23 protein-coding genes, 2 tRNA genes and 2 pseudogenes are annotated in these 26956 nt (G+C 59.0%); 17 read left to right on the top strand and 10 right to left on the bottom strand.

What is annotated here, in order from left to right; translation table 11 throughout:
- Nucleotides 1–4: 4 nt before the first annotated feature.
- Complete coding sequence (locus tag IFT44_RS11450) at nt 5–1411, top strand: adenosylmethionine--8-amino-7-oxononanoate transaminase (RefSeq protein ID WP_185794880.1); 1407 nt, start codon at nt 5–7, stop codon at nt 1409–1411.
- Between the two features lie 133 nt (nt 1412–1544).
- On the top strand, nt 1545–2264 hold the full coding sequence (locus IFT44_RS11445; protein WP_192175926.1) for a 16S rRNA (uracil(1498)-N(3))-methyltransferase: 720 nt from the start codon (nt 1545–1547) through the stop codon (nt 2262–2264).
- 3 nt (nt 2265–2267) lie between these two features.
- On the opposite strand, the gene trhA is transcribed toward IFT44_RS11445, so the two are convergent.
- The 8 genes from trhA to IFT44_RS11405 all read right to left on the bottom strand — a co-directional run bounded on the left by trhA (nt 2268) and on the right by IFT44_RS11405 (nt 8260).
- Entirely contained in the window at nt 2268–2885 is a 618-nt protein-coding gene (gene trhA, locus IFT44_RS11440; RefSeq protein WP_122480563.1) for a PAQR family membrane homeostasis protein TrhA, read from the bottom strand.
- Between the two features lie 99 nt (nt 2886–2984).
- Nucleotides 2985–3254, bottom strand: coding sequence for a hypothetical protein (locus IFT44_RS11435; protein WP_192102804.1), 270 nt, complete (start codon nt 3252–3254; stop codon nt 2985–2987).
- Nucleotides 3255–3294: 40 nt separating this feature from the next.
- Nucleotides 3295–4065: an imidazole glycerol phosphate synthase subunit HisF gene (gene hisF / locus IFT44_RS11430; protein ID WP_043191638.1), complete on the bottom strand. Its 771-nt coding sequence runs from the start codon at nt 4063–4065 to the stop codon at nt 3295–3297.
- A gap of 80 nt (nt 4066–4145) precedes the next feature.
- Nucleotides 4146–4883: a 1-(5-phosphoribosyl)-5-[(5-phosphoribosylamino)methylideneamino]imidazole-4-carboxamide isomerase gene (hisA, locus tag IFT44_RS11425; RefSeq protein ID WP_122480564.1), complete on the bottom strand. Its 738-nt coding sequence runs from the start codon at nt 4881–4883 to the stop codon at nt 4146–4148.
- A gap of 42 nt (nt 4884–4925) precedes the next feature.
- Nucleotides 4926–5183: a DUF2164 domain-containing protein gene (locus tag IFT44_RS11420; protein WP_122480565.1), complete on the bottom strand. Its 258-nt coding sequence runs from the start codon at nt 5181–5183 to the stop codon at nt 4926–4928.
- Nucleotides 5183–5821, bottom strand: coding sequence for an imidazole glycerol phosphate synthase subunit HisH (gene hisH / locus IFT44_RS11415; RefSeq protein ID WP_122795890.1), 639 nt, complete (start codon nt 5819–5821; stop codon nt 5183–5185). Before hisH ends, IFT44_RS11420 begins: the two co-directional genes overlap by 1 nt.
- Nucleotides 5821–6414 (bottom strand): imidazoleglycerol-phosphate dehydratase HisB, encoded by a 594-nt coding sequence (gene hisB / locus IFT44_RS11410; protein ID WP_043191647.1) that lies wholly within the window; start codon nt 6412–6414, stop codon nt 5821–5823. The genes hisH and hisB overlap by 1 nt, the downstream gene beginning before the upstream one ends.
- Before the next feature lie 187 nt (nt 6415–6601).
- A complete protein-coding gene (locus IFT44_RS11405) occupies nt 6602–8260 on the bottom strand; it encodes an OFA family MFS transporter (protein ID WP_122480567.1) in 1659 nt (552 codons plus the stop codon).
- 407 nt (nt 8261–8667) lie between these two features.
- Between IFT44_RS11405 and IFT44_RS11400 the strand changes: the two genes are divergently transcribed.
- The 5 genes from IFT44_RS11400 (at nt 8668) to IFT44_RS11380 (ending at nt 12862) form a co-directional block, all read left to right on the top strand.
- A complete protein-coding gene (locus IFT44_RS11400; protein WP_192175925.1) occupies nt 8668–10896 on the top strand; it encodes an AsmA family protein in 2229 nt (742 codons plus the stop codon).
- The gene (mutY, locus tag IFT44_RS11395; RefSeq protein ID WP_192137525.1) at nt 10893–11957 is read left to right on the top strand and encodes an A/G-specific adenine glycosylase; all 1065 of its coding nucleotides are present in this window, start codon (nt 10893–10895) and stop codon (nt 11955–11957) included. Before IFT44_RS11400 ends, mutY begins: the two co-directional genes overlap by 4 nt.
- Nucleotides 11957–12229, top strand: coding sequence for an oxidative damage protection protein (locus tag IFT44_RS11390; RefSeq protein ID WP_043191657.1), 273 nt, complete (start codon nt 11957–11959; stop codon nt 12227–12229). Before mutY ends, IFT44_RS11390 begins: the two co-directional genes overlap by 1 nt.
- 92 nt (nt 12230–12321) lie before the next feature.
- Nucleotides 12322–12397, top strand: a tRNA-Phe gene (locus tag IFT44_RS11385).
- Between the two features lie 243 nt (nt 12398–12640).
- Nucleotides 12641–12862 (top strand): hypothetical protein, encoded by a 222-nt coding sequence (locus IFT44_RS11380; protein ID WP_192175924.1) that lies wholly within the window; start codon nt 12641–12643, stop codon nt 12860–12862.
- A 103-nt stretch (nt 12863–12965) separates the two neighbouring features.
- Here IFT44_RS11380 and gabP read toward each other — a convergent pair whose 3' ends face one another.
- Nucleotides 12966–14354 carry a GABA permease gene (gene gabP, locus IFT44_RS11375; protein WP_192151884.1) on the bottom strand — a complete coding sequence of 463 codons (1389 nt, stop codon included), beginning with the start codon at nt 14352–14354 and terminating at the stop codon, nt 12966–12968.
- Between the two features lie 590 nt (nt 14355–14944).
- On the opposite strand from gabP, the gene IFT44_RS11370 reads away from it, so the two are divergent.
- The 7 genes and pseudogenes from IFT44_RS11370 to IFT44_RS11340 all read left to right on the top strand — a co-directional run.
- A complete protein-coding gene (locus tag IFT44_RS11370; RefSeq protein WP_122714459.1) occupies nt 14945–15718 on the top strand; it encodes an ABC transporter ATP-binding protein in 774 nt (257 codons plus the stop codon).
- Nucleotides 15719–15733: 15 nt separating this feature from the next.
- Nucleotides 15734–16483, top strand: coding sequence for an ABC transporter substrate-binding protein (locus IFT44_RS11365; protein ID WP_185794871.1), 750 nt, complete (start codon nt 15734–15736; stop codon nt 16481–16483).
- Between the two features lie 56 nt (nt 16484–16539).
- The gene (locus tag IFT44_RS11360; protein ID WP_122714457.1) at nt 16540–17235 is read left to right on the top strand and encodes an ABC transporter permease; all 696 of its coding nucleotides are present in this window, start codon (nt 16540–16542) and stop codon (nt 17233–17235) included.
- Complete coding sequence (locus tag IFT44_RS11355; RefSeq protein ID WP_192175923.1) at nt 17232–17921, top strand: ABC transporter permease; 690 nt, start codon at nt 17232–17234, stop codon at nt 17919–17921. The genes IFT44_RS11360 and IFT44_RS11355 overlap by 4 nt, the downstream gene beginning before the upstream one ends.
- Nucleotides 17906–19108 (top strand): methyltransferase, encoded by a 1203-nt coding sequence (locus IFT44_RS11350; protein WP_342214283.1) that lies wholly within the window; start codon nt 17906–17908, stop codon nt 19106–19108. The genes IFT44_RS11355 and IFT44_RS11350 overlap by 16 nt, the downstream gene beginning before the upstream one ends.
- A gap of 290 nt (nt 19109–19398) precedes the next feature.
- A tRNA-Thr gene (locus IFT44_RS11345) sits at nt 19399–19474 on the top strand.
- A 308-nt stretch (nt 19475–19782) separates the two neighbouring features.
- A pseudogene (locus tag IFT44_RS11340) lies at nt 19783–19932 on the top strand (tyrosine-type recombinase/integrase); the annotation flags it as partial.
- Nucleotides 19933–20449: 517 nt separating this feature from the next.
- On the opposite strand, the gene IFT44_RS11335 reads toward IFT44_RS11340, so the two are convergent.
- Nucleotides 20450–21592, bottom strand: a complete 1143-nt coding sequence (locus IFT44_RS11335; RefSeq protein WP_192175922.1) for an IS481 family transposase — start codon at nt 21590–21592, stop codon at nt 20450–20452.
- 531 nt (nt 21593–22123) lie between these two features.
- Here IFT44_RS11335 and IFT44_RS11330 point away from each other — a divergent pair.
- The 3 genes and pseudogenes from IFT44_RS11330 to IFT44_RS11320 all read left to right on the top strand — a co-directional run bounded on the left by IFT44_RS11330 (nt 22124) and on the right by IFT44_RS11320 (nt 26701).
- A pseudogene (locus IFT44_RS11330) lies at nt 22124–23145 on the top strand (integrase domain-containing protein).
- The gene (locus IFT44_RS11325; RefSeq protein ID WP_192137632.1) at nt 23100–23411 is read left to right on the top strand and encodes a hypothetical protein; all 312 of its coding nucleotides are present in this window, start codon (nt 23100–23102) and stop codon (nt 23409–23411) included. Before IFT44_RS11330 ends, IFT44_RS11325 begins: the two are co-directional and overlap by 46 nt.
- A gap of 143 nt (nt 23412–23554) precedes the next feature.
- Nucleotides 23555–26701, top strand: a complete 3147-nt coding sequence (locus IFT44_RS11320) for a phosphoribosyltransferase-like protein (protein ID WP_192137522.1) — start codon at nt 23555–23557, stop codon at nt 26699–26701.
- Nucleotides 26702–26956: the final 255 nt, after the last annotated feature.

Below are 26956 nucleotides of genomic sequence, written 5' to 3'. Positions count from 1 at the left end.
AAAGATGGGACTCAACGATCAGTGGATGAAGCGCGACCTCGAGGTCTTGTGGCATCCCTGTACCCAGATGAAAGACCACGAGCGGCTGCCGCTGATCCCGATCAAGCGCGGTGAAGGCGTATGGCTTGAAGACTTCGAGGGCAAGCGTTACCTGGACGCGGTCAGCTCCTGGTGGGTCAATGTGTTCGGGCACGCCAACCCGCGCATCAATCAGCGCATCAAGGATCAGGTCGATCAGCTGGAACACGTGATCCTGGCCGGCTTCAGTCATCAGCCGGTGATCGAGCTGTCCGAGCGGCTGGTCAAGATGACGCCCGAGGGGCTGACCCGCTGCTTCTACGCCGACAATGGCTCATCGTGCATCGAAGTCGCGCTGAAGATGAGCTTTCATTACTGGGTCAACCGCGGCCAGCCGAACAAGCAGCGCTTCGTCACGCTGACCAACAGCTATCACGGCGAAACCATTGCGGCGATGTCGGTCGGTGACGTGCCGTTGTTCACCGAAACCTACAAGCCGCTGCTGCTCGACACCCTGAAAGTGCCGAGCCCGGACTGCTACCTGCGGCCCGAAGGGGTGAGTTGGGAGGCGCATTCGCGCACGCTGTTCCAGGCCATGGAGCACACCCTGGCCGAGCACCATGAAAGTATTGCTGCGGTGATCATCGAACCGTTGATCCAGGGCGCTGGCGGCATGCGCATGTATCACCCGGTGTACCTCAAGCTGTTGCGCGAGGCGTGCGACCGCTACGGCGTGCACCTGATCCACGACGAAATCGCGGTGGGCTTTGGCCGTACCGGAACGATGTTCGCCTGCGAACAGGCCGGCATCCGTCCGGATTTCCTGTGCCTGTCCAAGGCGCTGACCGGGGGCTACCTGCCGCTGGCCGCCTGTGTGACGACCGATGACGTCTACAGCGCTTTCTACGACGACTACCCGACCCTGCGCGCTTTCCTGCATTCGCACAGCTACACCGGCAATCCGCTGGCCTGTGCCGCGGCGCTGGCGACACTGGACATCTTCGAGCAGGACAACGTCATCGAGAACAACCGCGCCCTGGCCGAGCGCATGGCCAGCGCCACGGCGCACCTCGTCGATCATGCCCACGTGGCCGAAGTGCGCCAGACCGGCATGGTCCTGGCCATCGAAATGGTCCAGGACAAGGCCAGCAAGACCGCCTACCCCTGGCAGGAGCGGCGCGGATTGAAAGTATTCAACCATGCACTCGAACGTGGCGCGTTGCTGCGGCCGCTGGGCAGTGTGGTGTATTTCCTGCCGCCCTATGTGATCACGCCCGAGCAGATCGACTTCCTGGCCGAGGTGGCCAGCGAGGGGATCGATATCGCCACGCGCAGCAGCGTGAGCGTGCAGGTCGCCGAAGATTTCCACCCCGGGTTTCGCGATCCGGGTTGAGTAGGACGTCGCCTGTACCAGTGCTTTCGCGGCCACTGACCGCTCCTACAAGGGCACACCCTGCAACCGTAGGAGCGGCCAGTGGCCGCGAAGAGGCCCGAATAAACACCAAAAAATCACCAGAGACACCCCCATGCGACTGTCCCGCTTTTTCATCGACGCCCCGCTCGCCCTGGGCGAACACGAACTTCCCGAAGCCCAGGCCCACTACATCGGCCGCGTGCTGCGCATGGCCGCCGGCGACAAGGTGCAGCTGTTCGACGGCAGCGGTCAGGAATACCTCGGCACCTTGCTGGAAGTGGGCAAGAAACGCGTCAGCGTCACCCTCGACGAACAGTTTGCCGGCCAGCCCGATTCGCCGCTGGCCATCCATCTGGGTCAGGGCCTGTCCCGTGGCGAACGGATGGACTGGGCGATCCAGAAAGCTACCGAACTGGGCGTGAGTGAAATCACCCCCCTGGTGAGCGAGCGCTGCGAGGTGCGCCTCAAGGACGAGCGCGCCGACAAGCGCATGGCCCACTGGCGCCAGGTGGCGGTCAGCGCGTGCGAGCAGTGCGGCCGTTCCAGCGTGCCGGTCATTCATGCGCCGCAGGCTCTGGCCGATTGGGTCACTGCCAGCCACGCCGAGCTCAAGCTGGTGCTGCATCCCGTTGCAGAGCCGCTGCTCAGCCACACCAAGCCTGCCAGCCTGGCGTTCCTGATCGGCCCTGAAGGCGGTTTGAGCGATGCCGAAGTGGAGCAGGCCAAGGCTGGCGGCTTTCACGCTGCCCGCCTCGGCCCGCGCGTATTGCGCACCGAAACCGCGCCGGTGGTTGCCCTGGCGGTGGCGCAGCAGCTATGGGGTGATTTCTAGGGTTCAGATGACGTAGAAAAAGATCGCGATGAAGTGCAGCACGCTGCCCGCGATCACGAACAGGTGCCAGATCCCGTGGGCATGGCGCAGGCGCTTGTCCAGTGCAAAGAAGATGATGCCCACGGTGTACAGCGCGCCGCCCGCGGCCAGCCAGGCGAATCCGGCGGGGCCCAGCAGGCGCAGCAGCGGCCCGATCGCGACCAGCACGATCCAGCCCATTACCGCGTAGATCACGATAGACAGTACGCGGGCCTCGGAGCGCGGCTTGATCTCTTGCAACATGCCCAGCACCGCCAGCCCCCAGACCACACCGAACAGGCTCCAGCCCCACGGCCCGCGCAGGGTGACCAGACAGAACGGCGTGTAGCTGCCGGCGATCAGCAGGTAGATCGACAGGTGATCGAGCTTCTGCATGAGCGCTTTGCCGCGCCCGCGCACGCTGTGGTAGATCGTGGAAACGCTGTAGAGCAGGATCAGCGTGCTGCCATAGATGCACACGCTGACGATCTTCCAGGGATCACCTTGAAACGCTGCCACCAGCAGCAGCCAGACAGCACCGACCGCCGCCAGCACAGCCCCTGCCAAATGGGTCCAGGCGTTCATTCGTTCGCCATGGTACATACAAACTCCTTACCCCTGTAGCAGCGGCGCAAGCCCCGTCAAACGCCGACGCGATTAGCCGTCCCACCGCGCTGCCCGCCGATGCGGCTCGCGCCGCTGCTACAGGGTCGCGGTGATGCCGAACGCGGTTGCCGAAACGGTGACCATCATTACCCGGACGCCGGACGCGGTTGCCGTGAAGGCGATCGTCATTACCCGGACGCCGGACGCGGTTACCGCAACGGCGATCGTCATTACCCGGACGCCGGACACGGTTACCGAAACGGCAATCGTCATTACCGGGATGCCGGACGCGGTTACCGCAACGACAGATTCCTTGTAGCAGCGGCGCGAGCCGCGTCGGCGGTGCGTGCGGTGAACCTGGCGCAACGCGGTGACGCCTGACGCGGCTTGCGCCGCTGCTACAGGGTCAGCGGACCACGATGCCTTGCTTGGCCATGAACGCCTTGGCTTCAGGCACGGTGTACTCGCCGAAGTGGAAGATACTGGCGGCGAGCACCGCGCTCGCGCCGCCCTGGATAACGCCATCGGCCAGGTGCTGCAGGTTGCCCACCCCGCCGGAAGCGATCACCGGAATGCCCAACGCGTCGCTGATGGCGCGGGTCACGCCCAGGTCGAAGCCGTTCTTCATGCCGTCCTGGTCCATGCTGGTCAGCAGGATCTCACCCGCGCCCAGGCCTTCCATCTTCTGCGCCCATTGCACGGCGTCCAGGCCGGTAGGCTTGCGCCCACCGTGGGTGAAGATCTCCCAGCGTGGCTCTTCGCCGGGCCCCGAGACCTTCTTCGCATCGATGGCCACCACGATGCACTGGGAGCCGAAGCGCGAAGCTGCCTCGCCGACGAACTCAGGGTTGAACACCGCAGCCGTGTTGATCGAAACCTTGTCCGCACCGGCATTGAGCAGGTTGCGGATATCCGCCACCGTGCGCACGCCGCCGCCCACGGTCAGGGGAATGAAGACCTGGCTGGCCATGCGCTCGACGGTGTGCAGGGTGGTGTCACGGCCATCGACACTGGCGGTGATGTCCAGGAAGGTGATCTCGTCGGCGCCCTGCTCGTCGTAGCGCCGGGCGATCTCGACCGGATCGCCGGCGTCGCGGATGTTCTCGAACTTGACGCCCTTGACCACTCGGCCGTTGTCCACGTCCAGGCAGGGGATGATGCGTTTGGCCAGGGCCATGGGGAATCTCCGATTGGATGGGGAGCGAGGTGCTCGCGGACGCGGCTTGCGCCGCTGCTACAGGGGGCCGCGTCCAGCCGTTACGCGTTGTACGAATCGCAGAATGCCTGGGCCTCGGCGACGTCCAGGGTGCCTTCGTAGATGGCGCGGCCAGTGATGGCGCCGATGATGCCCGGCGCCTTGGCATCCAGCAGGGCACGGATGTCGCCCAGGTTGTGGATACCGCCGGAGGCGATCACCGGGATCTTGGTCGCGGCCGCCAGAGCAGCGGTGAAGGGCACGTTGCAGCCCTGCATCATGCCGTCCTTGGCGATGTCGGTGTAGACGATCGCCGACACGCCATCGGCCTCGAACCGCTTGGCCAGGTCGATGACCTGCACCGTGCTCACTTCGGCCCAGCCGTCGGTGGCGACGAAGCCATCCTTGGCGTCCAGGCCAACGATGACCTTGCCGGGGAATGCACGGCAGGCCTCGGCGACGAACTCGGGCTGCTTGACCGCCTTGGTGCCGATGATCACGTAGCTCACGCCGGCCTTGACGTAGTGCTCGATGGTTTCCAGCGAGCGGATGCCGCCGCCGATCTGGATCGGCAGGTGCGGGTAGCGCTTGGCAATGGCAGTGACCACATCGCCGTTCACCGGCTGGCCTTCGAAAGCACCGTTGAGATCGACCAGGTGCAGGCGACGGCAGCCGCCCTCGACCCACTTGGCGGCCATGCTCACCGGATCGTCCGAAAACACCGTGGAATCTTCCATGCGGCCCTGGCGCAGGCGCACGCAGGCACCGTCTTTAAGATCGATAGCGGGGATAATCAGCATCTGCAAAAACCTTCGAAGTCGGTGAACGGCGATGCTCAGAAGTCAGTTCTTCTCGAGCGCCCACAGGTCGCTCTCGATGCTTTCGAACCTCTCGCTGAGGTGCGCCTGCACATCGAAAATCGCCCTGTTGTAATAGTGTGGAGCCATTTCGCGGGTGAACAGCTCGAGCACCTCGAGGGCCTCGAACGAACCCAGGTCGAGATCGAAGCGGTCACGCATGAACCGCTTGATCTTCTCGGCCGCTTCGCTCTCCTGCTCCGGCGTCAGGGTAAGAATGGGCGGCTTGCTGGCCTTGCCCATTACCAGCGTCCATCCCAGGCTGCGAAATTCTGCAGCAGCTGCAGGCCATGGGTATGGCTCTTCTCGGGGTGGAACTGCACGGCGAAGCGTGACCCTTCGGCCAGTGCCGCGGCGAAGTCGCGACCGTAATGGCCGCGCCCCACCACCTGGCCCGGCTTGCCGGCCTCGATGTAATAGCTGTGCACGAAGTAGAAACGCGCCAGGTCCGGAATGTCGTGCCACAGCGGGTGATCCACCGCCTGCTGCACTTCGTTCCAGCCCATGTGCGGGACCTTCAGGTGCTCGCCACCTTCGTGCAGGTCCTTGCCGAAAAAGCGCACCTTGCCGGGAAACACGCCGATGCAGTCGACGCCGGCGTTCTCTTCGCTGTGCTCCATCAACGCCTGCATGCCGACGCAGATACCCAGGAAGGGCCGGTCTTGACTGACTTCGCGCACCAGCGCATCGAAGCCCAGGCGGCGGATTTCAGCCATGCAGTCGCGAATGGCACCGACACCGGGAAAGACCACGCGGTCGGCTTCACGAATGACATTGGCGTCACTGGTGATCAGTACCTTGCCGGCACCGACATGCTCCAGAGCCTTGGCCACGGAGTGCAGGTTGCCCATGCCGTAGTCGATTACCGCGACGGTCTGCATCAGAGCACGCCCTTGGTCGACGGCATCTGCCCGGCCATGCGTTCGTCGACCGCGACGGCCATGCGCAGCGCGCGGCCGAAAGCCTTGAACACGGTTTCGATCTGGTGATGGGTGTTGTGCCCACGCAGGTTGTCGATGTGCAGGGAGACGTTGGCGTGGTTGACGAAGCCCTGGAAGAACTCCTGGAACAGATCCACATCGAAGCCGCCGACGGTGGCGCGGGTGTAGGGCACGTGCATCTGCAGGCCGGGGCGGCCGGAGAAGTCGATGACCACGCGCGACAGCGCTTCGTCCAGCGGGACGTAGGCGTGGCCGTAGCGAAAGATGCCTTTCTTGTCGCCGATGGCCTTGGCGAATGCCTGGCCCAAGGTGATGCCGACGTCCTCCACGGTGTGGTGGTCGTCGATGTGCAGGTCGCCCTTGCACTCGATGTCCAGGTCGATCAGCCCGTGCCGGGCGATCTGGTCAAGCATGTGCTCAAGAAAAGGAACGCCGATATCGAATCGGGCCTTTCCGGTGCCATCCAGGTTGATCGAGGCTTTGATCTGGGTTTCCAGAGTGTTGCGCTCGACGAACGCGATACGTTCGGCCATCACCAGCTCCGCAAAATCGTTGGGCGAAAAAGGTGATCATTATAGGCACGCAGGCGGGAAACGGGAACAGAAGAGGGGGGAAAGGATGATCTGCGGTGGCCTTTTCGCGGCCGATGACCGCTCTTACGGAATGTCGTAGGAGCGGTCAGTGGCCGCGAACGGGCCACTGCAGATTCAAGCATCTACATCAATGAAACAGCACCGCCGTCTTCTGCAGGGTCACCCACACACCCCACGCCAACGGAATGCCCACGGCCAGCCAGGCAGCGATGGCCAGCGGCTTGGAAGCCGGATTGGCCTTCCACTCCAGCACGGTCGTGCCGTCTGCACCTTTGTCATGGCCCAGCGCCTGCTCGGCCTTGAGCTCGGCATCGGTCATGAAGTACTTGTCGGCCACCGGACGCACCAGCGCGTTGCAGATGAAACCCAGCACCAGCAAGCCGGAGAGGATGTACAACGTGGTGTCGTACACAGCTGCGCGGGGAACACCCTGCGCCAGTTGGTAGTCACGCAGGTTGGTCACCAGCACCGGACCCAGCACACCGGCCACGGCCCATGCGGTCAACAGGCGACCGTGGATGGCGCCGACCATCTGCGTGCCGAACAGGTCGGCCAGGTAGGCTGGAACCGTGGCGAAGCCGCCGCCGTACATCGACAGCACGATGCAGAAGGCTGCCACGAACAGCGCGATGCTACCCGAATGACCCAGCGTCGGTACCGAGGCGTACAGTGCCACGCCCAGGGCGAAGAACACGAAGTAGGTCACCTTGCGGCCGATGTAGTCGGAGAACGACGCCCAGAAGAAGCGTCCACCGATGTTGAACAGGCTGAGCAAGCCGGTGAAGCCCGCCGCGATGGCAGCGATCTGCGCCAGTTGCGCCGAGTCCAGCTGGTTGAACGCCAGGTCCACGCCCAGCAGCTTGCCGCCGAACACTTCCTGCAGCAGCGGCGAAGCCATGCCGAGGATGCCGATACCTGCGGAAACGTTGAGGCACAGTACCAGCCACACCAGGGCGAACTGAGGCGTCTTCCAGGCCACGTTCACGTGTACGTGGCGGTTGGTGATCATGCCCTTGGCCTTCTTTGCCGGAGCGACGTAGCCTTCAGGCTTCCAACCGGTAGGCGGTACGCGGTAGGACAATGCGCCGCCGATCATGAAGACGAAGTAGATCGCCGCCATCACCAGGAAGCTCTGCCACACGCCGACGCTGGTAGGCGAGGCGAAATGGCCCATCAGGACCGCTGCCAGCGGTGCGCCCACCATGGCGCCGCCACCGAAGCCCATGATCGCCATGCCGGTAGCCATGCCGCGCTTGTCCGGGAACCATTTGATCAGGGTCGATACCGGGGAAATGTAGCCCAGCCCCAGGCCGATACCACCGATCACGCCCGAGCCCAGCCACATCAGCCAGATCTGGTGGGTGTAGATACCCAACGCGGAAATGACCAGACCACCGCACCAGCACAGTGCCGAAACCACACCGGCCTTGCGCGGCCCGGCGTGTTCCAGCCAGCCACCCCAGATGGCTGCCGAGCAGCCCAGGAAGATGAAGAACAGTGTGTAGATCCAGCTCAGCATCGACACCGACCAATCACAGGACGATGAAAACACTTGGCTGAAGAAACTCATGTCGGGCGCGCACGCCACTGGCGCGGTGATACCGATCGCCTTGGACAATGGCAGCCAGAACACCGAAAAACCGTACGCCATGCCGATGCACAAGTGAATGGCCAACGCTGCTGGTGGAACCAGCCAGCGGTTGAAGCCAGGCTTGGCGATGATCCGCTCCTTGGACAGGAATCCTGGCTGGGCACCCACGCCGCCGCCCGAAAGACTACTGCTCATTTTGTAACCCCCGTTGATTTTTGTAGTTCAGCTGTCTGCACACAAATGCGCCCACATTCTTCACGCGCGTTGGCGATCGATTGTTTTATCGGCAGCACTTGGCAAATCGCGACATAAAGTCGCAGCGGACAATTGAAGGGGCGGAGATTACCACTAGATGTAACCAATGGAAGCAAACTGCTATCCCTTTATCGCGATGATCTGCCAGGTGGTTGGCAAAATCCCCCTGAATGGCTCGGCAGTCGCCTGATGAAGCGGTGAAACCCACGGCCCAAAGCGCTTGGGCGACCTTCACGAAGCGGCCGTCGGCGCCCAGTGAAATGGCACCGACGGACCGCCCACATCGCCAGTCGCACAACGTTATACTCTCCCGCTAACTTCCAAAATTCGGACTAAAGGACTCGCCCATGAAAGCGTTCGGCAAAATCCTCGGCCTGTGCATTCTCGGTCTGTTGTTGATTCTGGTGGCCCTGGGCTTCGCCCTCACCCACCTGTTCGACCCCAACGACTACAAGGACGAGATTCGCCAACTGGCACGGGACAAGGCTCACGTCGAGCTGACCCTCAACGGGGATATCGGCTGGAGCCTGTTCCCATGGCTGGGCCTGGAACTGCACGACGCCAGCGTGGCCACCCTCGCCAACCCCAAGGCCCCCTTCGCCGACCTGCAGATGCTCGGGCTGTCCGTGCGCGTGCTGCCGCTGCTGCGCAAGGAAGTGCAGATGAGCGACGTACGGGTCGAAGGCCTGAACCTGTCCCTGGAAAGTGATGCCAACGGCCACGGCAACTGGGAAGACATCGGCAAGCCGCTGCCCGTCACCACGGCCGACGCCACCGACCCGAATGCACCGGCAGTCACCGAGCCGGGCAAACCGCAGGCGCCCTCGCGCCCGGTCAAGCTCGACATCGACAGCCTGACCGTGAACAACGCCCGCGTGCAGTACAACGACGTGCGCACAGGCCGCATGTACACCGCCGAAAGCATCCAGCTGAGCACCGGCGCCGTCCATGAAGGCGCGGACATTCCGCTGAAACTGACCGCTTTCCTGGGCACCAACCAGCCGGTCGTGCGGGCCCGCACCGAGCTTGCCGGCGAGCTTCGCTTCGATCGCGTGCTCAAGCGCTACCAGCTCGAAGACATGCGCCTGAGCGGTGAAGCCTCGGGCGACCCGCTGCAGGGCAAGACCGTGACCTTCAGCGCGCAGGGGCAGTTGCTGCTCGACCAGTCCGCCAACGTCGCCGAATGGACCGGCCTCAAGCTGGCCGCCAATCAGCTGCGCGCGCTGGGCGAACTGCGCGTGCGCAATCTGGACAGCGACCCTAAGCTCACCGGCGGCCTGTCGATTGCCGAGTTCGACCTGCGCGCGTTCTTCGACGGCATCGGCCAACCGCTGCCGGCGATGGCACCGGGCAGCCTCGGTAAGTTCGAGCTGGTCAGCCGCCTGCAGGGCACCCGCGACAGCCTTGGTCTGGAAGACCTGACGCTGAAACTGGACGACAGCACCTTCACCGGCCGCATCGCCGTGGACGATTTTGCCCGCCAGGCCCTGCGCCTGCAGCTCAAGGGCGACACCTTCAACGCCGATCGCTACCTGCCGGCCAAGACCGAAAAGGCCACCAATGCCAGCGCGGCGCGCCAGGCCGAAGTGCAGAACAGCGAAGCGGCCGCAGTCGCCTCGGGCGAATCACCGCTGCCGGAGCCCCCGACCCGCGGCGCCTGGAGCGATGACCGCCTGCTGCCCGTGGAGCGTCTGCGCGCCCTGGACGTGCAGGCCGACCTGACCATTGGCCAACTGACCCTGAAGGGCCTGCCTGTGCACAACGCCACCCTCAAGGCGCAGGGCCAGGGCGGCATGCTGACCCTGCAGACCCTGGCCGGCGGCCTCTACAACGGCAGCTTCAACACCCAGGGCACGCTCGACGTGCGCCCGGACATGCCGCTGCTGGCGTTGCAGACACGCATCGACAAGGTGCCCGTTGAAAACTTCATCAAGACGCAGAACGCCAACTCACCGCTGCGCGGCCTGTTGAACCTCAACAGCAACCTCAGCGGTTCAGGCAACAGCCAGAAGGCCCTGGTCGAATCGCTCAACGGTACCGCCAGCTTCGTCCTCAACGACGGCGTGCTGGTCAACGCCAACCTCGAGCAGCAGATCTGCCGCGGCATCTCCGTGCTCAACCGCAAAACGCTCAACGGCGAACCGCGCGGCAAGGACACGCCGTTCAAGGAGCTCAAGGGCAGCCTGGTGTTCCGTAACGGTGTGGCCAGCAACCAGGACCTGCTCGTACGCATCCCCGGCCTGACCGTGAAGGGCAACGGCGACGTCGATCTGCGCGTGCTGGGCATGGACTACCGCATTGGTGTGGTGGTCGACGGCGAACAAGGCACCAGCGCCGACCCGGCCTGCCAGGTGGGCGAGCGCTTCGTCGGCGTCGAGCTGCCGCTGCGCTGCCGCGGCCCGCTGGAGATGGGCGCCAAGGCCTGCCGCATCGACCGTGACGGCTTGGGCCAGGTCGCCGCCAAGCTGGCCGGCGACCGTATTCGCGACAAGATCGACGAGAAGCTCGAAGAAAAACTGGGCGACAAGGTCGATCCAAAACTCAAAGACGCATTGCGAGGTCTGTTCAACCGATGAGCCCCGAGCAGTTTTCCAGCGCCGTGCTGGAATGGTACGACCGCAATGGCCGGCATGATCTGCCCTGGCAGCAGGGCATCAACCCGTACCGGGTATGGGTGTCGGAAATCATGCTGCAGCAAACCCAGGTCAGCACGGTACTGAACTACTTCGACCGCTTCATGGCCGCGCTGCCCACGGTGCAGGCGCTGGCCGAGGCGCCGGAAGACGAAGTGCTGCACCTGTGGACCGGGCTGGGCTATTACACCCGCGCGCGCAACCTGCAGAAAACCGCGAAAATCGTGATGAGCGAGCACGGCGGCGAGTTTCCCCGCAACGTCGAGAAGCTGGTCGAGCTGCCCGGTATCGGCCTGTCCACGGCCGGGGCTATCGCCAGCATCAGCATGGGCCTGCGCGCGCCGATCCTCGACGGCAACGTCAAGCGCGTGCTCGCCCGCTACACCGCGCAGGAAGGCTACCCAGGCGAGCCCAAGGTGGCCAAGGCGCTGTGGGCCACCGCCGAGCGCCTGACTCCGCAGACCCGTGTGAACCACTACACCCAGGCAATGATGGACCTGGGCGCCACGCTGTGCACCCGCAGCAAGCCCAGCTGCCTGCTGTGCCCGCTGGAAAAGAGCTGTGAAGCGCACATGCTCGGCCTGGAAATCCGCTACCCGATACCCAAGCCGCGCAAGACCATCCCGCAACGCGCAACACTGATGCCCCTGCTCGCCAACCGCGACGGCGCCATCCTGCTCTACCGAAGGCCCTCGACAGGCCTGTGGGGCGGCCTGTGGAGCCTTCCGCAGCTCGATGACCTGAGCGACCTCGATCACCTTGCCGACCAGCACGCACTGCACATGCTCGCACGCCGTCAATTGCCAGCCCTGACCCACACTTTCAGCCACTTCCAGCTGGCCATCGACCCCTGGCTGGTGCAGGTCGAACAGACCGCCCACCACGTGGCCGAGGCCGACTGGCTCTGGTATAACCTCGCCACACCGCCGCGCCTGGGCCTCGCAGCCCCGGTGAAGAAGCTGCTGCAACACGCAGCCGACGCCTTGAACGCAGGAGATCTGTAATGACCCGCACCGTACTGTGCCGTAAGTACAAAGAAGAACTGCCTGGCCTGGAACGCCCTCCCTACCCCGGCGCCAAGGGCGAAGACATCTACAACCACGTCTCCCAGCAAGCCTGGGGCGACTGGCAGAAACACCAGACGCTGCTGATCAACGAGCGCCGCCTGAACATGATGAACGCCGAAGACCGCAAATTCCTCCAGGGCGAAATGGACAAGTACCTGTCCGGCGAGGAATACGCCAAGGCCGACGGCTACGTACCACCCGCCGAATAACCCAGCAAAATCGTAAGCGACGGTAATGATTAAAATTTTTTTCGACATCACGCTTGACGACCCGTCGAAAAACCAGTTTAATGCGCCCCGTTGCCCAGATAGCTCAGTCGGTAGAGCAGGGGATTGAAAATCCCCGTGTCGGCGGTTCGATTCCGTCTCTGGGCACCACTAATACCGAGAAACCCCTGAATCGAAAGATTCAGGGGTTTTTTATTGGGCGGGATTTGGGGGCTGGGTGGCCTCCTTATACCCCTGCCATGCTCACACATGCTGTTACCTCTCGAACCTATTCACCTCTGCACCCCGGCAAGCTCATCGGCTATCTTTCAGGCTTCGCGCTTATCTCTCGATAAACACCGGGAGCCACCCAACGATCAAAGGACGGATCAAGAGCAAGCACACGGAGTCAGCATGCATGCCGATCAAAAGTCCGAACATCTCTCGCCCGCCTTGCAGTCAACCGGCGAGCAGTCAGCCATGAGCTCGAAGAAGCAGGCGTTTCTCAACCACCTTGCCTTGTGCCGGCGGAAGGTCGAGCAGTGGCCGGAATGGAAACAGGCGTTCCTCAAACCACCTGCCAAGGCGGGGACAAGTGATTCCGAAGCGAAGGAACAGGATAACTTGAGCGGCTGATGCGCCGAGCCAGGCACGCTTGCCCTGGCTTACAGGCCCGCAGAAACAACAAAGGCCGCTGTCGTCACCGACAGCGACCTTTGCGTTCAAGCGGTCGAAGCGATCAGCGACCGAGCGCCACGCGCGCGTTACCAGCCTTGCGGCGGCTGGAGACGATCAGCCCGGCGACGACCACGGCGATGGCCAAGCCACCGGTGGCGAGGATTTCCACGCGGTGGTCTTCGCGCAGGGCCATGGTGGTGAGCACCGCGACGATGAACAGGATGACCAGGTAGGTGAGGCCGGGGAACAGCCACATCTTGAAGTCGATCTTCTCTCCGGCCAACTCGCGCTTGCGGCGCATGCGCAGTTGCGACACGGCGATCACCAGGTACACCAGCAGCGCGATGGCGCCAGAGGTAGCCAGCAGGAAGTCGAACACCGCCGCTGGGGCGACGTAGTTGGCGATCACGGCCACGAACGCCGCCGCGGTGGACATCAGCACGGCCACCGACGGTGTACCGGACTTCGAGGTTTTCTGCGCGGCAGCAGGCGCGTCGCCGCGCTTGCTGAGGGAGAACAGCATGCGCGACGCGGTGTACAGCGCCGAGTTCAGGCAGCTGGTTACAGCGACCAATACCACGATATCGACGATCAACTTGGCGTTGGGGATGCCGATTAGCTCGAGAACGGTCTGGTACGAGCCCAGCTCGGCCAGGCGCGGGTCGTTCCACGGCACCAGGGCCACCACCAGGAAGATCGAAACCAGATAGAACAGGAAGATCCGCCAGATCACCGAGTTGGTGGCCTTGGAAATCTGCTGACCTGGGTTCTTCGATTCGGCGGCGGCGATGGTGACGATCTCGGTGCCCATGAACGAGAACATGGTGGTCAGCATGGCGGCGACGACGGCACCCAGCCCGTTGGGCATGAAGCCCATGGTGTCGGTGAGGTGGCTGACACCGCTGACCTGGCTGTTGGGCATGAAGCCGAACACGGCGCCCAGGCCAACGACGATGAAGGCAATGATTGCCAGCACCTTGATCAGCGCGAACCAGAATTCGAATTCACCGTAGTTCTTCACGCTGAACAGGTTGGTCACCGTCAGCACCAGGGTGATCAACAATGCGAACACCCAATGCGACACGCCAGGAATCCAGGCATGCAGGATCGAGGCGGCGGCGTTGGCTTCCAGCGGAATCACCAGCACCCAGAACCACCAGTACAACCAGCCGATGGAAAAACCGGCCCAGTGACCGATGGCACGGTCGGCGTAGGTGGAAAACGACCCAGTGTCCGGCGAGGCAACGGCCATTTCACCGAGCATGCGCATGACCAGCACCACCAGGCTGCCGGCAGCAGCATAGGCCAGTAGCACAGCAGGGCCAGCAGCGGCGATGGCGTGCCCGGAACCTACGAACAGGCCGGCACCAATGACACCGGCGATCGACAACATAGTTACATGACGCGGCTTGAGTCCCTGAGCGAGACCTGTGGAATTCTGCGTACTCATAAAACTACCTTTGCGAAGAATAGCGTTCTGTCCGGCGGTGATCGCGAGCCTTGTGCAAAGTCCGCTACACCCCGTTCCTTATCTTTTACGCAAAAATTGCGCCAAATTGTACCAAGGTATATCCTGCCGCCCTGAAACGGACCTCTCCGCCATTCGTGCCAACAGATTGAATCTGTTGAGGTTTGCTTTGCGAGCTGAGACGGATTACCGAACTACTCAGCGTGGGGCGATATGCCGCACCAAAAAACGACGTCGGTAACACCTTCGCACAAAAACAGTGCAACCTAAAGGCGCAACTTTTGCATGGTCACTGCGTGGCTCAGGTGCAACTTCGTGCGACCTGCTGCTTATCGCGTTGCCACATTCAAGCCGCATTCGCGCTTTCCTCCACTGGGCAAAACTGGCAACATCGCGCCTTTTTTATCGCGCCCTGCCCGTCCGACGTTCCTGCTGCGGTGCCTTCGCACATCGCGCCAGGCAGATCGGACACAAGCTGCAAGTCCAGCCTCGCCATCCGCGCTATGCTAGCTTTGCGCTTCGCTGTTCACTTTGGTGACGGCAGGCCGCACCCGCCTATATGAGGACCGCACATGGCTCAGGCCACGCCCGCTCTGGAAATCCGTAACCTGCACAAGCGCTACGGTGCACTGGACGTGCTCAAGGGCATATCGCTGGCCGCCAACGACGGCGCGGTGATTTCCATCCTCGGTTCGTCCGGCTCCGGCAAGTCGACCCTGCTGCGCTGCATCAACCTGCTGGAAAACCCCCATCAGGGAGAGATCCTGGTGGCCGGTGAAGCGCTCAAGCTCAAGGCCGCTCGCAACGGCGAGCTGATCGCCGCCGACAGCCGCCAGATCAACCGGCTGCGCAGCCAGATCGGTTTCGTCTTCCAGAATTTCAACCTGTGGCCGCACATGAGCGTGCTCGACAACATCATCGAGGCGCCGCGCCGCGTGCTGGGGCAAAGCCGCGCCGAAGCGATCGAAGTGGCCGAGGCGCTGCTGGCCAAGGTGGGTATCGCCGACAAGCGCCACGCCTATCCGAACGAGCTTTCCGGCGGCCAGCAACAACGTGCAGCGATTGCCCGCACCCTGGCCATGCAGCCCAAGGTTATTCTGTTCGACGAACCGACCTCGGCGCTGGATCCAGAAATGGTCCAGGAGGTGCTCGCGGTTATTCGCAACCTGGCCGAAGAAGGCCGTACCATGCTGCTGGTGACACACGAGATGGGCTTTGCCCGGCAGGTCTCCAGCGAGGTGGTGTTTCTGCATCAAGGTCTGGTGGAAGAGCAGGGTACGCCCGAGCAAGTATTCGACAACCCCTTGTCGGCGCGCTGCAGGCAGTTCATGTCCAGCAACCGCTAACGGAGCAATAACAATATGAGCATGAAGAAAATCTTCCTGGCGGTTGCCGCCACACTGCTGGTCAACGGCGCGGCCATGGCTGCCGACAAACTGCGCATGGGCGTGGAAGCGGCCTACCCACCGTTCAACAACAAGGACACCAGCGGCCAGGTCGTGGGCTTCGACGTTGACATCGGCAAGGCCCTGTGCGCCAAGATGGAAGTGGAGTGCGAAATCGTCACCTCCGACTGGGACGGCATCATTCCCGCACTGCAGTCGCAGAAGTTCGACTTCCTGGTGTCGTCGATGTCGATCACCCCCGAGCGCTCGGAAGTGGTCGACTTCACCAACCCCTACTACAGTAACAAGCTGCAGTTCATTGCCAAGAAGGGCGATGACTTCAAGACCGACGGCGACAGCCTCAAGGGCAAAGTCATCGGCGCCCAGCGCGCGACCCTGTCCGGCACCTGGCTGGAAGACAAGTACGGCATGGATGTCGACCTCAAGCTGTACGACACCTCTGAAAACGCCTTTCTCGACCTGAGCAGCGGCCGCCTCGACGCCATCCTGGCCGACAAGTACGCCAGCTACGATTGGCTCAAGAGCGACGCCGGCAAGAATTTCGAATTCAAGGGTGACGCGGTCGAGCAAAGCGACAAGATCGGCATTGCCGTGCGCAAGGGCGATGCCCTGCGCGACAAGCTGAATGCCGCGCTGCAGGAAATCATTGCCGACGGTACCTACAAGAAGATCAACGACAAGTACTTCCCTTTCAGCATCCTCTGACAGCCCGGCGGGCGTTGGCCTACACGGCCGATGCCCGCCCCTGAACAAGCCTGCCCATGAACATCGATCTCTATGGCTTCGGCCCTGCGCTTGCCGCAGGCGCGCTGATGACCGTCAAACTGGCCCTCAGCGCTCTGTGCCTGGGGCTGCTGCTGGGCCTCGCCGGTGCCCTGGCGAAAACCTCCGGCAACCGCCCCCTGCAATGGCTCGGCGGTTTCTACTCGACGCTGGTGCGCGGCATCCCCGAACTGCTGTGGGTGCTGCTGATCTACTTTGGCACCGTCAACGGCCTGCGCAGCATCGGCCTGGCGCTGGGTGTCGGCAGCCTGGAACTCAGCCCCTTCGCCGCCGGCGTCATCGCCTTGGGCCTGTGCTTCGGCGCCTACGCCACGGAGGTGTTCCGCGGCGCCATCCTGGCCATTCCCAAAGGCCACCGCGAAGCCGGCCTGGCCCTGGGCCTGAGCACGTCGCGCATCTTCATTCGCCTGGTGCTGCCGCAGATGTGGCGCATCGCCCTGCCAGGGCTGGGTAATCTGTTTCTGATTCTGATGAAGGACACCGCACTGGTATCCGTTATCAGCCTGGAAGAGATCATGCGCAACGCGCAGAACGCCGTCACCGTCAGCAAACAACCGTTCACCTTCTATATGGTTGCCGCCCTGATGTACCTGAGCCTCACCGTGGTCGCCATGGTTGCCCTGCACTTCATGGAGAAACGCGCCTCGCGCGGCTTCGCGAGGGCCTCGCAATGAACTGGGAAGTGATCATCAAGTGGCTGCCGCGCCTGATGCAAGGCGCCACCCTGACCCTCGAACTGGTGGCCATCGCGGTACTCGCCGGACTCATCCTGGCCATCCCGCTCGGCATCGCCCGCACCTCGAAGAAGTGGTACGTCAGCGGCCTGCCGTATGCCTACATCTTCTTCTTTCGGGGCACCCCGCTGCTGGTGCAGCTGTTTCTGGTGTACTACGGGCTGGCGCAGTTCGACGCGGTGCGCGAGAGCAGCCTGTGGCCGTACCTGCGCAGCCCGTTCTGGTGCGCCGCCGGGACCATGACCCTGCACACCGCCGCCTATATCGCAGAAATCCTGCGCGGCGCGCTGCAAGCCATACCCAAGGGCGAAATCGAGGCCGCTCGCGCCCTCGGCATGTCCCGCAGCAAAGCCCTGCTGCACATCATGCTGCCACGCGCCGCACGCATCGGCCTGCCGGCCTACAGCAATGAAGTGATCCTGATGCTCAAGGCCAGCTCGCTGGCCAGCACCGTCACCCTGCTGGAACTCACCGGCATGGCCCGCACGATCATCGCCCGCACCTACCTGCCGGTGGAAATCTTCTTCGCCGCTGGCATGTTCTACCTGGCCATGTCGTTCGTGCTGGTGCAGGGCTTCAAACTGCTCGAACGCTGGCTGCGCGTGGACGCGTGCCAGGGCCGCTGACCCTGCAAGGCGACCAACTGCGTGAGCGCTTTCACGCACTGGACGCCTTTCTGGCTGCCCATGCCGACCTGTGGCGGCCCAAGCCCTTCACCCAATTGACTTTGCCCTGGGAAGCGAAACATCCCGAGCTCGCCACCTGGCTGCGCGCCCGCACCCTGGCCGAAGCCGAGGCTGTGCATAACTCGTTACTGGAACTGGACGCCTCGGCGCCCTTTCCTGCCTTAGCCCAGCAGGCGCATGCGCTGGGCGCGGTAGGTCCGCTGCCGACCAATTTTTTGTCCACTGCGCGCCACCGCCTCAACGTCGATGTACCGGGCCGCAAATGGCAACAGATCGAAGCCTTCGCCGCCGCCCTGCCCTTCGCTGCGTCCACCAGCCACTGGCTGGATTGGTGCGCCGGCAAAGGCCATCTCGGCCGACGCCTGCTGCGCGACGGCCAGCAACTCACCTGCCTGGAACACGACCCGGCACTGGTGGCCAGCGGCGCCCAACTCAGCACCCATCACGCCCTGCCCGCCCAGCACCGACAGCAAGACGTCATGGCCGACGACCTGCGCCTGCCAGCCTCCAGCACACCCGTCGCCCTACACGCCTGCGGCGACCTGCACGTCAAGCTCATGCACCGCGCCACCCAGGCAGGCTGCCAACACCTGGCCTTCGCCCCCTGCTGCTATAACCGTACCCAAGGCGCTTACCGCCAACTGTGCGCCCAACCCTCCACCCTCTCCCTGACCCTCGAAGACCTCGGCCTGCCCCTGGAAGCCACCGTCACCGCCGGCGCCCGCGTGCGCCGCCAGCGCGACCAGTCCATGGCCCGCCGCCTGGCCTTCGACTTGCTGCAGCGCGAGCAACGTGGCATCGACCACTACCTGCCTTGCCCCTCCCTGCCCGCCGCCTGGCTGGACAAACCCTTCGCCGATTACTGCCACGACCTTGCAGCGCTGCAGAGCGTAACTATTGGGCATGCCGTGAATTTCGATAAGCTTGAAGCGCGCGGCTGGCAACGACTTGCCCAAGTCCGCAACCTGGAACTGCTACGCGGCCTGTTTCGCAAGCCCTTGGAACTGTGGCTGGTGCTCGACCGCGCCCTGTACCTGCAAGAGCGCCAGTACAGCGCACAGGTCGGCACCTTCTGCCCGGAAACCCTGACCCCACGCAATCTGATGATCATCGCCGAACGCCTCTGAAGCGTGCGCAACCTGTGGATAACTCTGTGGGTAGAAATGTTGCGCAGTGCATTGAGTCTGCGTTTGAACGCCAGGCTGAAGATCAGTCATTTTTCGTTCATGTCCGTTTCGCCTGCGAAAACAGTAGCTTGCGAACGATGTCATCAAACCGACCTAAACGCCGAGCGGTTGCTGGGGTTGGCACGCCAAATGTGCATAAGCACTGGCGGGTTAAGAGCTAAAGGCGAAGAAATTATGCCGCAGGGGGGTTTACTCGGCCGATCGAATAGCTATAATCAGCGCCCTCACTTGCCGGTATAGCTCAGATGGTAGAGCAACTGACTTGTAATCAGTAGGTCCCGGGTTCGATTCCTGGTGCCGGCACCATAGTTTGACGAGAAAGGCTCACCGCAAGGTGGGCCTTTTTTGTTTGTGCTTCTTGTGGGCGCCTGGCCGCTGTTCGCCTTATGCGCACAACCCCTGTAGGAGCGGCCAGTGGCCGCGAAGGCGTCGGTTCAGTTACCACCGCTCTAAGCCCCTATCAAATATCTCTGCCCACCGTCACGCAAACGCTGCGCACCTACAACTGCGACCCCAATCCTCACTAGAGCCCACCATGGTTTTACATGTTCGTGTGCTCCATCGAATTGCACTTCGCACACTTGAACGAGTTCGACCTCAAGCACGGCAGCTGGGAGAACATTGAGGAGCGCAGGCTGATCATGAACTCGCGGAGCCGTTACCTGGAGGCCAACCAGTAGGAGCATGTCACTCCCCCTGAGTTCGCGAACCAGACCGGAGCGAACGTCACTCGCCTTAAAGCAAAACATGACGCAACTGAGTAAGCGCTCGGTCTTCATATCTCGGTGATCGGCTTGTGCATGCGGATCCATCCAAACAGAGCTGCAAAGAAGCCCTGTTTGGATGGACTTCACTTAAAAAACTAAACCTCATGGAACTGTCTGCGGAAAGCCATAAATTTCCACCTGTGGACAATTTCATCCATAGCCGCAGAGCTCATATAAGTTCGAGCCTTGTCTCGAATTATCCACAGGCGTAGAAAAGATCGGGCAATGCGCTGTCGTTGACAGCAACCCAGGTAGCCAGAACCCTTAAGGCTAGACCACACCGTGGTGGTTCTCCCAAAGTGCGATTAGCGTCCGGCGGCTCGCACGGGCACAACGATGTGACGGATGCCTACTTTTACCAGTGTGCCCACGGCGGCAACTTATCCCTTTCATAGCTGCCCTGCAGCAACCTATCCGCTTGGCCATTTCCTTGCGCCAACCTGCGCCCGTCTCTTTCTTCCGTGTATGGACCAGATACAAGGGTGACAGTTGTGCCAAGACATGGTGGACGGTTTCAAGGCTTTGGCTTGCGCCCGCGCAGATCTATCTCGCAGAGCTTGTGGTGGCTGAAGTAGACGTCAAAGCACTCGTCCGCAGCCCCCTTAGGCCTTACAGCGATGGGCAGCCCTCTAAGCGCTTTCGAGACGGGAATCAACTCGCCTCGAAAACGAGCGTTACCATGAAAGTGCACTTTGACAACCGTGTCTTCTGGACCGTACTCAAGCTCTGGAAGTGTTTCCGGATCCGGCCTTGGACTCATTCGGTAGTGGGTCGCTGGCGTTGTCATCTGGAGAGCCTGGTGCGGCCTTTGGTGGTTATAGATGTTCCGCCAATCGTCGAAGGCAAGCTGGGCTTCGCTGAGTGACCGAAACGCTCTGTCTCGGAGAACTTCTGCCTTCAGTGAGCGATGAAAGCGCTCATCTTTACCGTTAGTTTGTGGATGCCACGGGCGGCTGAACGTGAGCCTTATCCCAAGACGAACCAGCCAGACTCCGAGCTGAGATAGCTCTCCTGGCACTCGGGGAGACCCCCATGCCCCGCCGTTGTCGGTATTGATCTGAACGGGCATACCATAAAGTCGAAATACATCCATCCAGCGCTCTTTGACCCTGGCATACCGTTCGTTGCCGCACGCTTGAATCGCCAAATTAAACCGTGAGTGATCATCCAACACCGTCCAGGGATGGCACTGCCCTTGAGATGTAGGGAAATATCCTTTGAAGTCCATTTGCCATAGGTCATTAGGCGCGTCGTGAACAAACCGGCGCCATGCTTTGCCAGCGTCAGAGGCTTCAGACAATATCAATTGGTATCTGTGCAGTATCGAAGTCACGGTGCTCGGTGCGACTTGGGGGCCACCGAGATCTTGTAGTCGCCGGCTAATTTTCCGACCTCCCCAAGCAGGATGCTGGACGCGCAGCTCCACGACCTGCTTTTCAACGCTCATCGCAGATTGGTTGGGGCTCGTTTTTGGGCGTCGTGAACGATCCTCCAGGCCCTCTAAACCATCTGATTTGAAGCGGGACAGCCATTTGTACGCTGTCTGAGGGCTGATTTTAAATCGTCGGCAAAGCTCTCGACGGTTGGCGCCATCTTGCAGCGCTAAAGCAACAAACTCCTCGCGTAACGTCATGATGTCTTTCTCATCCCAAGGCATGGTCATGGCTCCGGCAGTCTGTGCTGCCGGAGAGTGTCCACCATGTCTTGGCACAGCTGTCATCTATCTCTCCGGTTTATACATTCCGGAAAGAGACGGGCGCTCCTACCACTGCTGAAGCCCACCTCGTACAAGGCATTGCGGCATTTCCGCTCGTGACAATCGGCGTGACAAACACCGAAGTCACCATCAACAGCGATGCAGATGATGGTCCCGCAGCCCACGGAATGGACTGCACCTGACTGACAGTCAGGCATGCCCCGGTCATCGCACAGATGCCTTCACCCGACTCAGGATCTCGCGGCGCTGGTCTCGTCAGCCAGTGCAGCCTCCACCCGCCCACTTCTTCGGAAGTGCTTAGGAGGCCAGATCATGAGATGCCCAAGCTCCCGGTCGTAAAGAGCCGCAAGTCCCGCGTTAGTGGACAACCCTCACAGGTCGCAGGGGCCTTGATGCCTGATCACACTCAACATCCTTGGCGGAATGACATGGGGAAAGTCTTAAAGGTATGGCTTCGAGAGGAGTTTGATCATGGCACTGGTGGGTAGACGCGACGGGCGGAATTTTGGCTATGGTCGGCAACTGAGCTATGCCGGGTCGCAAGCGCTGAAAGACATGTTCGGCGGCGGACACTATGGGACCGTTAAAGCGCACAGTGATCGCTGGCAGGCGTTTGTTCGGTGGTGTCGGTCGGAGGATGGGCCAGAAATTAACGATACGCGACAAATTGATCGACAGACCCTGCTGGAATACGCCGGATATCTGCGTCAATAAGTTGAACAAGGCGCTATAGGCATCGCCACCGCGCAAAACCGATTGTCCAGCGTGAACCGGACCATGGCTGCGCTTCGAGGCGATCAGTATGTGAAGGTCGTGAGTCCGAGCAAGGCGTTGGGAATGCGGCGCATCAGTGCTAGTCAATCGGTACCGCAAAGCCAAGATCGCGAACATGTGAAACGGATCGTGGACGTACTCCGCGAACACCAAATGCAACGCGCTGCCGCCATCGTGCACTTGGTGCGAGCCGCCGGAATGCGCTTACGCGAGGCCATTTTGGCCGACCTTCCTCGACTGCAACGGGAAGCCGAGCAACTCGGGAGGATCAACATCCAGGACGGCACCAAAGGTGGACGCTTGGGAGTCTCAGCCCCTCGATGGATAACGGTGAATGAGCACATCCGCGACGCACTGGCATCTGCCCTTCAAGTTTCGCCTGACGGTAGCCGCAACCTGCTTGCACCGAACGAACGCTACCCCGATTTCTTGCAGGGATCCTCGGTCACGCACGGGACATCCTTCATAAGCACAACCTCAAAGGTTTCCATGAATTGCGGGCAGCCTATGCATGCGAACGTTACGAGCAAATCACCCATCATCCCGCGCCCATCAACGATGGCCATTGCTATCAGCTCAACCGACACCTCGATCAGCAGGCCCGAGTACAAATCAGCTATGAGCTGGGGCACGGCCGTATCCACGTGGTATCGGCGTATATTGGTGGTAGAGCATCAGCACGGCATTCGATATGGAACTCTTCCTGGCTGGCGTCCTGACCGGGTCGCATACCACCCGCCAGCGTCACCTGCGTCAGGCGAAGACTATCCAAACAGCAATCGATGAGGGCTGGCAACGCGACAATCCACGGACCTCGCAGCGAAAACATCTCGTGTGGCTCCTAAATCAGCAAGTGAACCAACGCGCCGAATCGACGCGTTATTACTATCTGCTGACCATGCATTTGCTCACTCTTCGATTAGGAAAATCTTGGCAGTTTAAATCTTTAGCGCATGTCAGCAATAGGCCCAGGCTGGGTTTATGAAATCTAGTGCAATTCAGAGCGAGCCAACCGTCCTTAGCGCTTTTCGCAGAGCGCTGAAGCATTGCCTTCATATGCATTAACGATTACACTCATGGCATATAGCTATCAACGGTCATTGCGAGAAACTTCAACAGGGAGTTCGAATGAAACAAGAAAATGGTATTGAAGAACGTTTTATAGCACTTGATGATGATTCCAATGTCGAAACTCTACACTCGCTATTCAAAACCATCTGCATTTTTCTTGAGTTAAATCCAGTCACCCCTCAAGTTTCTCTTCTTGATCAAAACAACAATAACCCCATTAAAAAACATGTAGCCTCTTATCTACTACGAGCACTTAGCGGTCATTCTAAATTATTATGGGATGACAGCTCGACAAGACACAAAGCCATTACTCTCTTTAACGATGTCTTATGCAATCAGATATACAAGATATTAAAAATAGATGAAAAAAACAGCAGCCATGAAATATTCGCAGGACTGCAGGCCATTCATGCCAATACAATCGGCGAATTTGAGAAAATAAAAGTCTCTATTGTGAGCATGGAGACCGCGATAAATGCCCGCAGAGGCTACATAAAACTTATTAGCAGCCCGCTCACGACGATATTCTCAGAAAGTCAAATATACGATCAGTCGTTAGTATCTAAAGAGCGTATAAATGAATTTTTTAATGCTATAGAGCAATATTCACAAGCTGACAGGGTTAATGCTCTTACCGCTTTTACAAGACTTGAAGAGATATATCGTAGCTATATTAGTGACATACAAAGACATGGATCAAATATTTATGTTTCCGCCATGATTGAAAACGTCCTAGAGTCTGCCTTTGTGACAGCTCAAATGGATTTTAATCATAGCGGACTGCAAAAACCTGTAATTCTTTCTCTGAAGGCGTCTGAACGAAAGTACCCTCTTCATGCAATTGGCGAATCCTTTCCAATTAAAGTTTACCTTTATAACTCCGGCCCTGGAGTGGCTTTTGACACCATAATTAACATACTAGAGTCAGATGATGGTCTTGAAGTCGAAAGTGATGAGCTTTCTCTAGGTACTGTAGATGCTGGTCGCCACGAATTTATAATAAAAGCGCACTCCGTAGCCGGAGGTACGAAAACCCCAAAAATCTTAGGCATTTTGTCATGGGCTGATTATAAAGGAAAGCGAATTGAAGTAGACTTTGAAATTGAGGTTGTTCCTCAAAACGGAACTTTAAACTGGGATGAAATAAAAAGACAACAGCCTTACAGCCTAGAGTCGGTAGATAGCGAAGCTGATCTAGTAGGACGTAAAGATCTTCTTGAGGATATTTCATCAAAACTGTCCCTTCGAAAAGGTGAGTCGTCAATTATTTATGGCCAAAAAAGAGTTGGCAAAACATCACTCGCACGAACCATTCAGCATAAATTTGAAGGAAAAGATAATCACGCCACTGTTTTTATCGAGACTGGTAGCTTGGATAAAACATCTCCAAGCAACTTTATCAACACTCTTGGCAAGAAAATAACTAAAAATTTAAGACGGGTATTTTCTGTCGAAATAGATGACAGTGGATTTGCATCTTCTCTATACCCTCTAGTCTCATACATAGAAGACATAGTGGCCGCAAACAAGAAGGCTCGAATAATAATCATTCTAGATGAATTTGACGAAATCCCGTCACAACTTTATCCATATACAGAAGAAGGTAATTCTTTTTTTCACAACTTAAGAAGTTTAAGTGGCGAAAGTGGTGAGGGCCGCGTCTCCTTGATACTTGTTGGCGGGGAGAACATGAGCGTGATTATGCAAAGCACGGACAAACTTAATAAATTTGACGCCTCAAATGTCGGTTACTTTAACAAATCCGAATACTGGGAAGACTTTAAAGAACTTGTAACCGCCCCTGTCCGAGGGATATTGGAGTACAGCGATGAAGCCATACTCAAGCTTTATGAAGTGACAGAGGGCAACCCCTTTTATACAAAATTCGTCGCTAAGACCCTTTACAAAAAAATGTGCGAGCGACGCTGCTCTTTCATATCGATTGACGAAATGGAAGATGCGATTCACGATACAATCGTTAATATGGAGGCTATCAACTTAAACCACTTCTGGAGTGATGGAATAAGAGTTGAGGACACTGAGCGCAGAGACACCATAGAAACCCAGCGACGAAGACTGTTAATAGCATTTGCTGATAAACTACGTGAAAATAGCTCGGTAGAAAAAACCTCTATTGTTAGTGACTTATCTCTTTCTGGAATTCCATCGAAAGAGATACTTGAGAGTTTTATAAGCCGAAATATTATAGTCGAGGAGGAAGGCCTGCTTAGGATAAAACCAAGGCTTTTCGAACGATGGCTTACGGAAAAAGGCGTGTACAACCTGAGAGCTTCGTTCGCGGATGAAGATGCGCAGACTGCGTTTAATGAGAAAGAAAGTGCGGCGTATATATCTGAAAGCGAAATTATTACGCTTAGCGATAAGTGGGAGCATTATCGAGGAGCTAAAATTAGCCCGTCGCATATCCGCGCATGGCTAGATCAATTTGAAAACAACATAGAGCGTCGCATGGCATTTAAATTACTTCTTAATTTAGACTTCTATGGTGAATCTAAAATTAGAGAAAAACTGAAAATTGTCCATGACATCGTCAGGCGTGAGGTCGTACACACTATCAAAGCAGGTGAGCGCGTTCGTAAGGATATTTTGGTTAGCGCATTCGGCGCCTTATCCAAGAGCGGGCCGACATATATCAGAATGTATGCTACGGAGAACGGCATTACCGCTCATAGCATAAAAGCCTACAACGAGTTACAAAAAGGTATTCTGGGTGATGAAAATATTAAGGCCCTAGTATTCATCGATGATATGGTCGCATCTGGCGGCACTGTAATTGGCCACTTAGATCAATTAAACCTCGACCTTGGTGAGATCCTGGGCGAAAGAGAAATACTAGTAGTTGTAGGCGTAATTTGCGGAACAGGCGATGGAATCGAGAACTGTCAAAATCATATTGACAATAGTAACTTTCCATTCAAAATTGTACTCCGGGTATGTGATGTTATTGATGGCGGGCATAAGGTATTCGCAGCCGAGTCAAAAATATTTGAGGACCATGAAGTTGCTAAAGCTCTTTCAATGGCGAGAAAATATGGTGCCAGGATAAATAACAGGCACCCTCTCGGATACCATGATGGTCAACTGCTGATCGTATTTAAGGATAATTGCCCAAATAATTCTCTACCTATTATTTGGGGTAGTGCGAACGATCCAAAATGGACGCCGCTTTTCAAAAGAAACTAGGGTCATATTTATGGATGCGTGCTAGCAATGCAATTTTTAATGTACGCTAAGAAATTACCACTTTTGGCGACGCACAGTATTTCTACGGCGTTAATACCTGGCGCCTGAGATATTTCAAACCCAGCGGTAAAGGCCACAGCGACGCCAGTGATTACGTAGAGACTGAGACGTCCTCGGCAAAAGGGCTTCGCCGATCATCTCCAGTTATCATTAAAGGTGCGGTATACCACTTACCATGGCCTCTGGTTACAGCCT

The organism is Pseudomonas sp. CFBP 13710 (assembly GCF_014842235.1).
GTDB classification, from domain to species: domain Bacteria; phylum Pseudomonadota; class Gammaproteobacteria; order Pseudomonadales; family Pseudomonadaceae; genus Aquipseudomonas; species Aquipseudomonas baltica.
The sequence above is the reverse complement of the archived record's forward strand: the minus strand, read 5'-3'. Positions and strand labels throughout refer to the sequence as shown.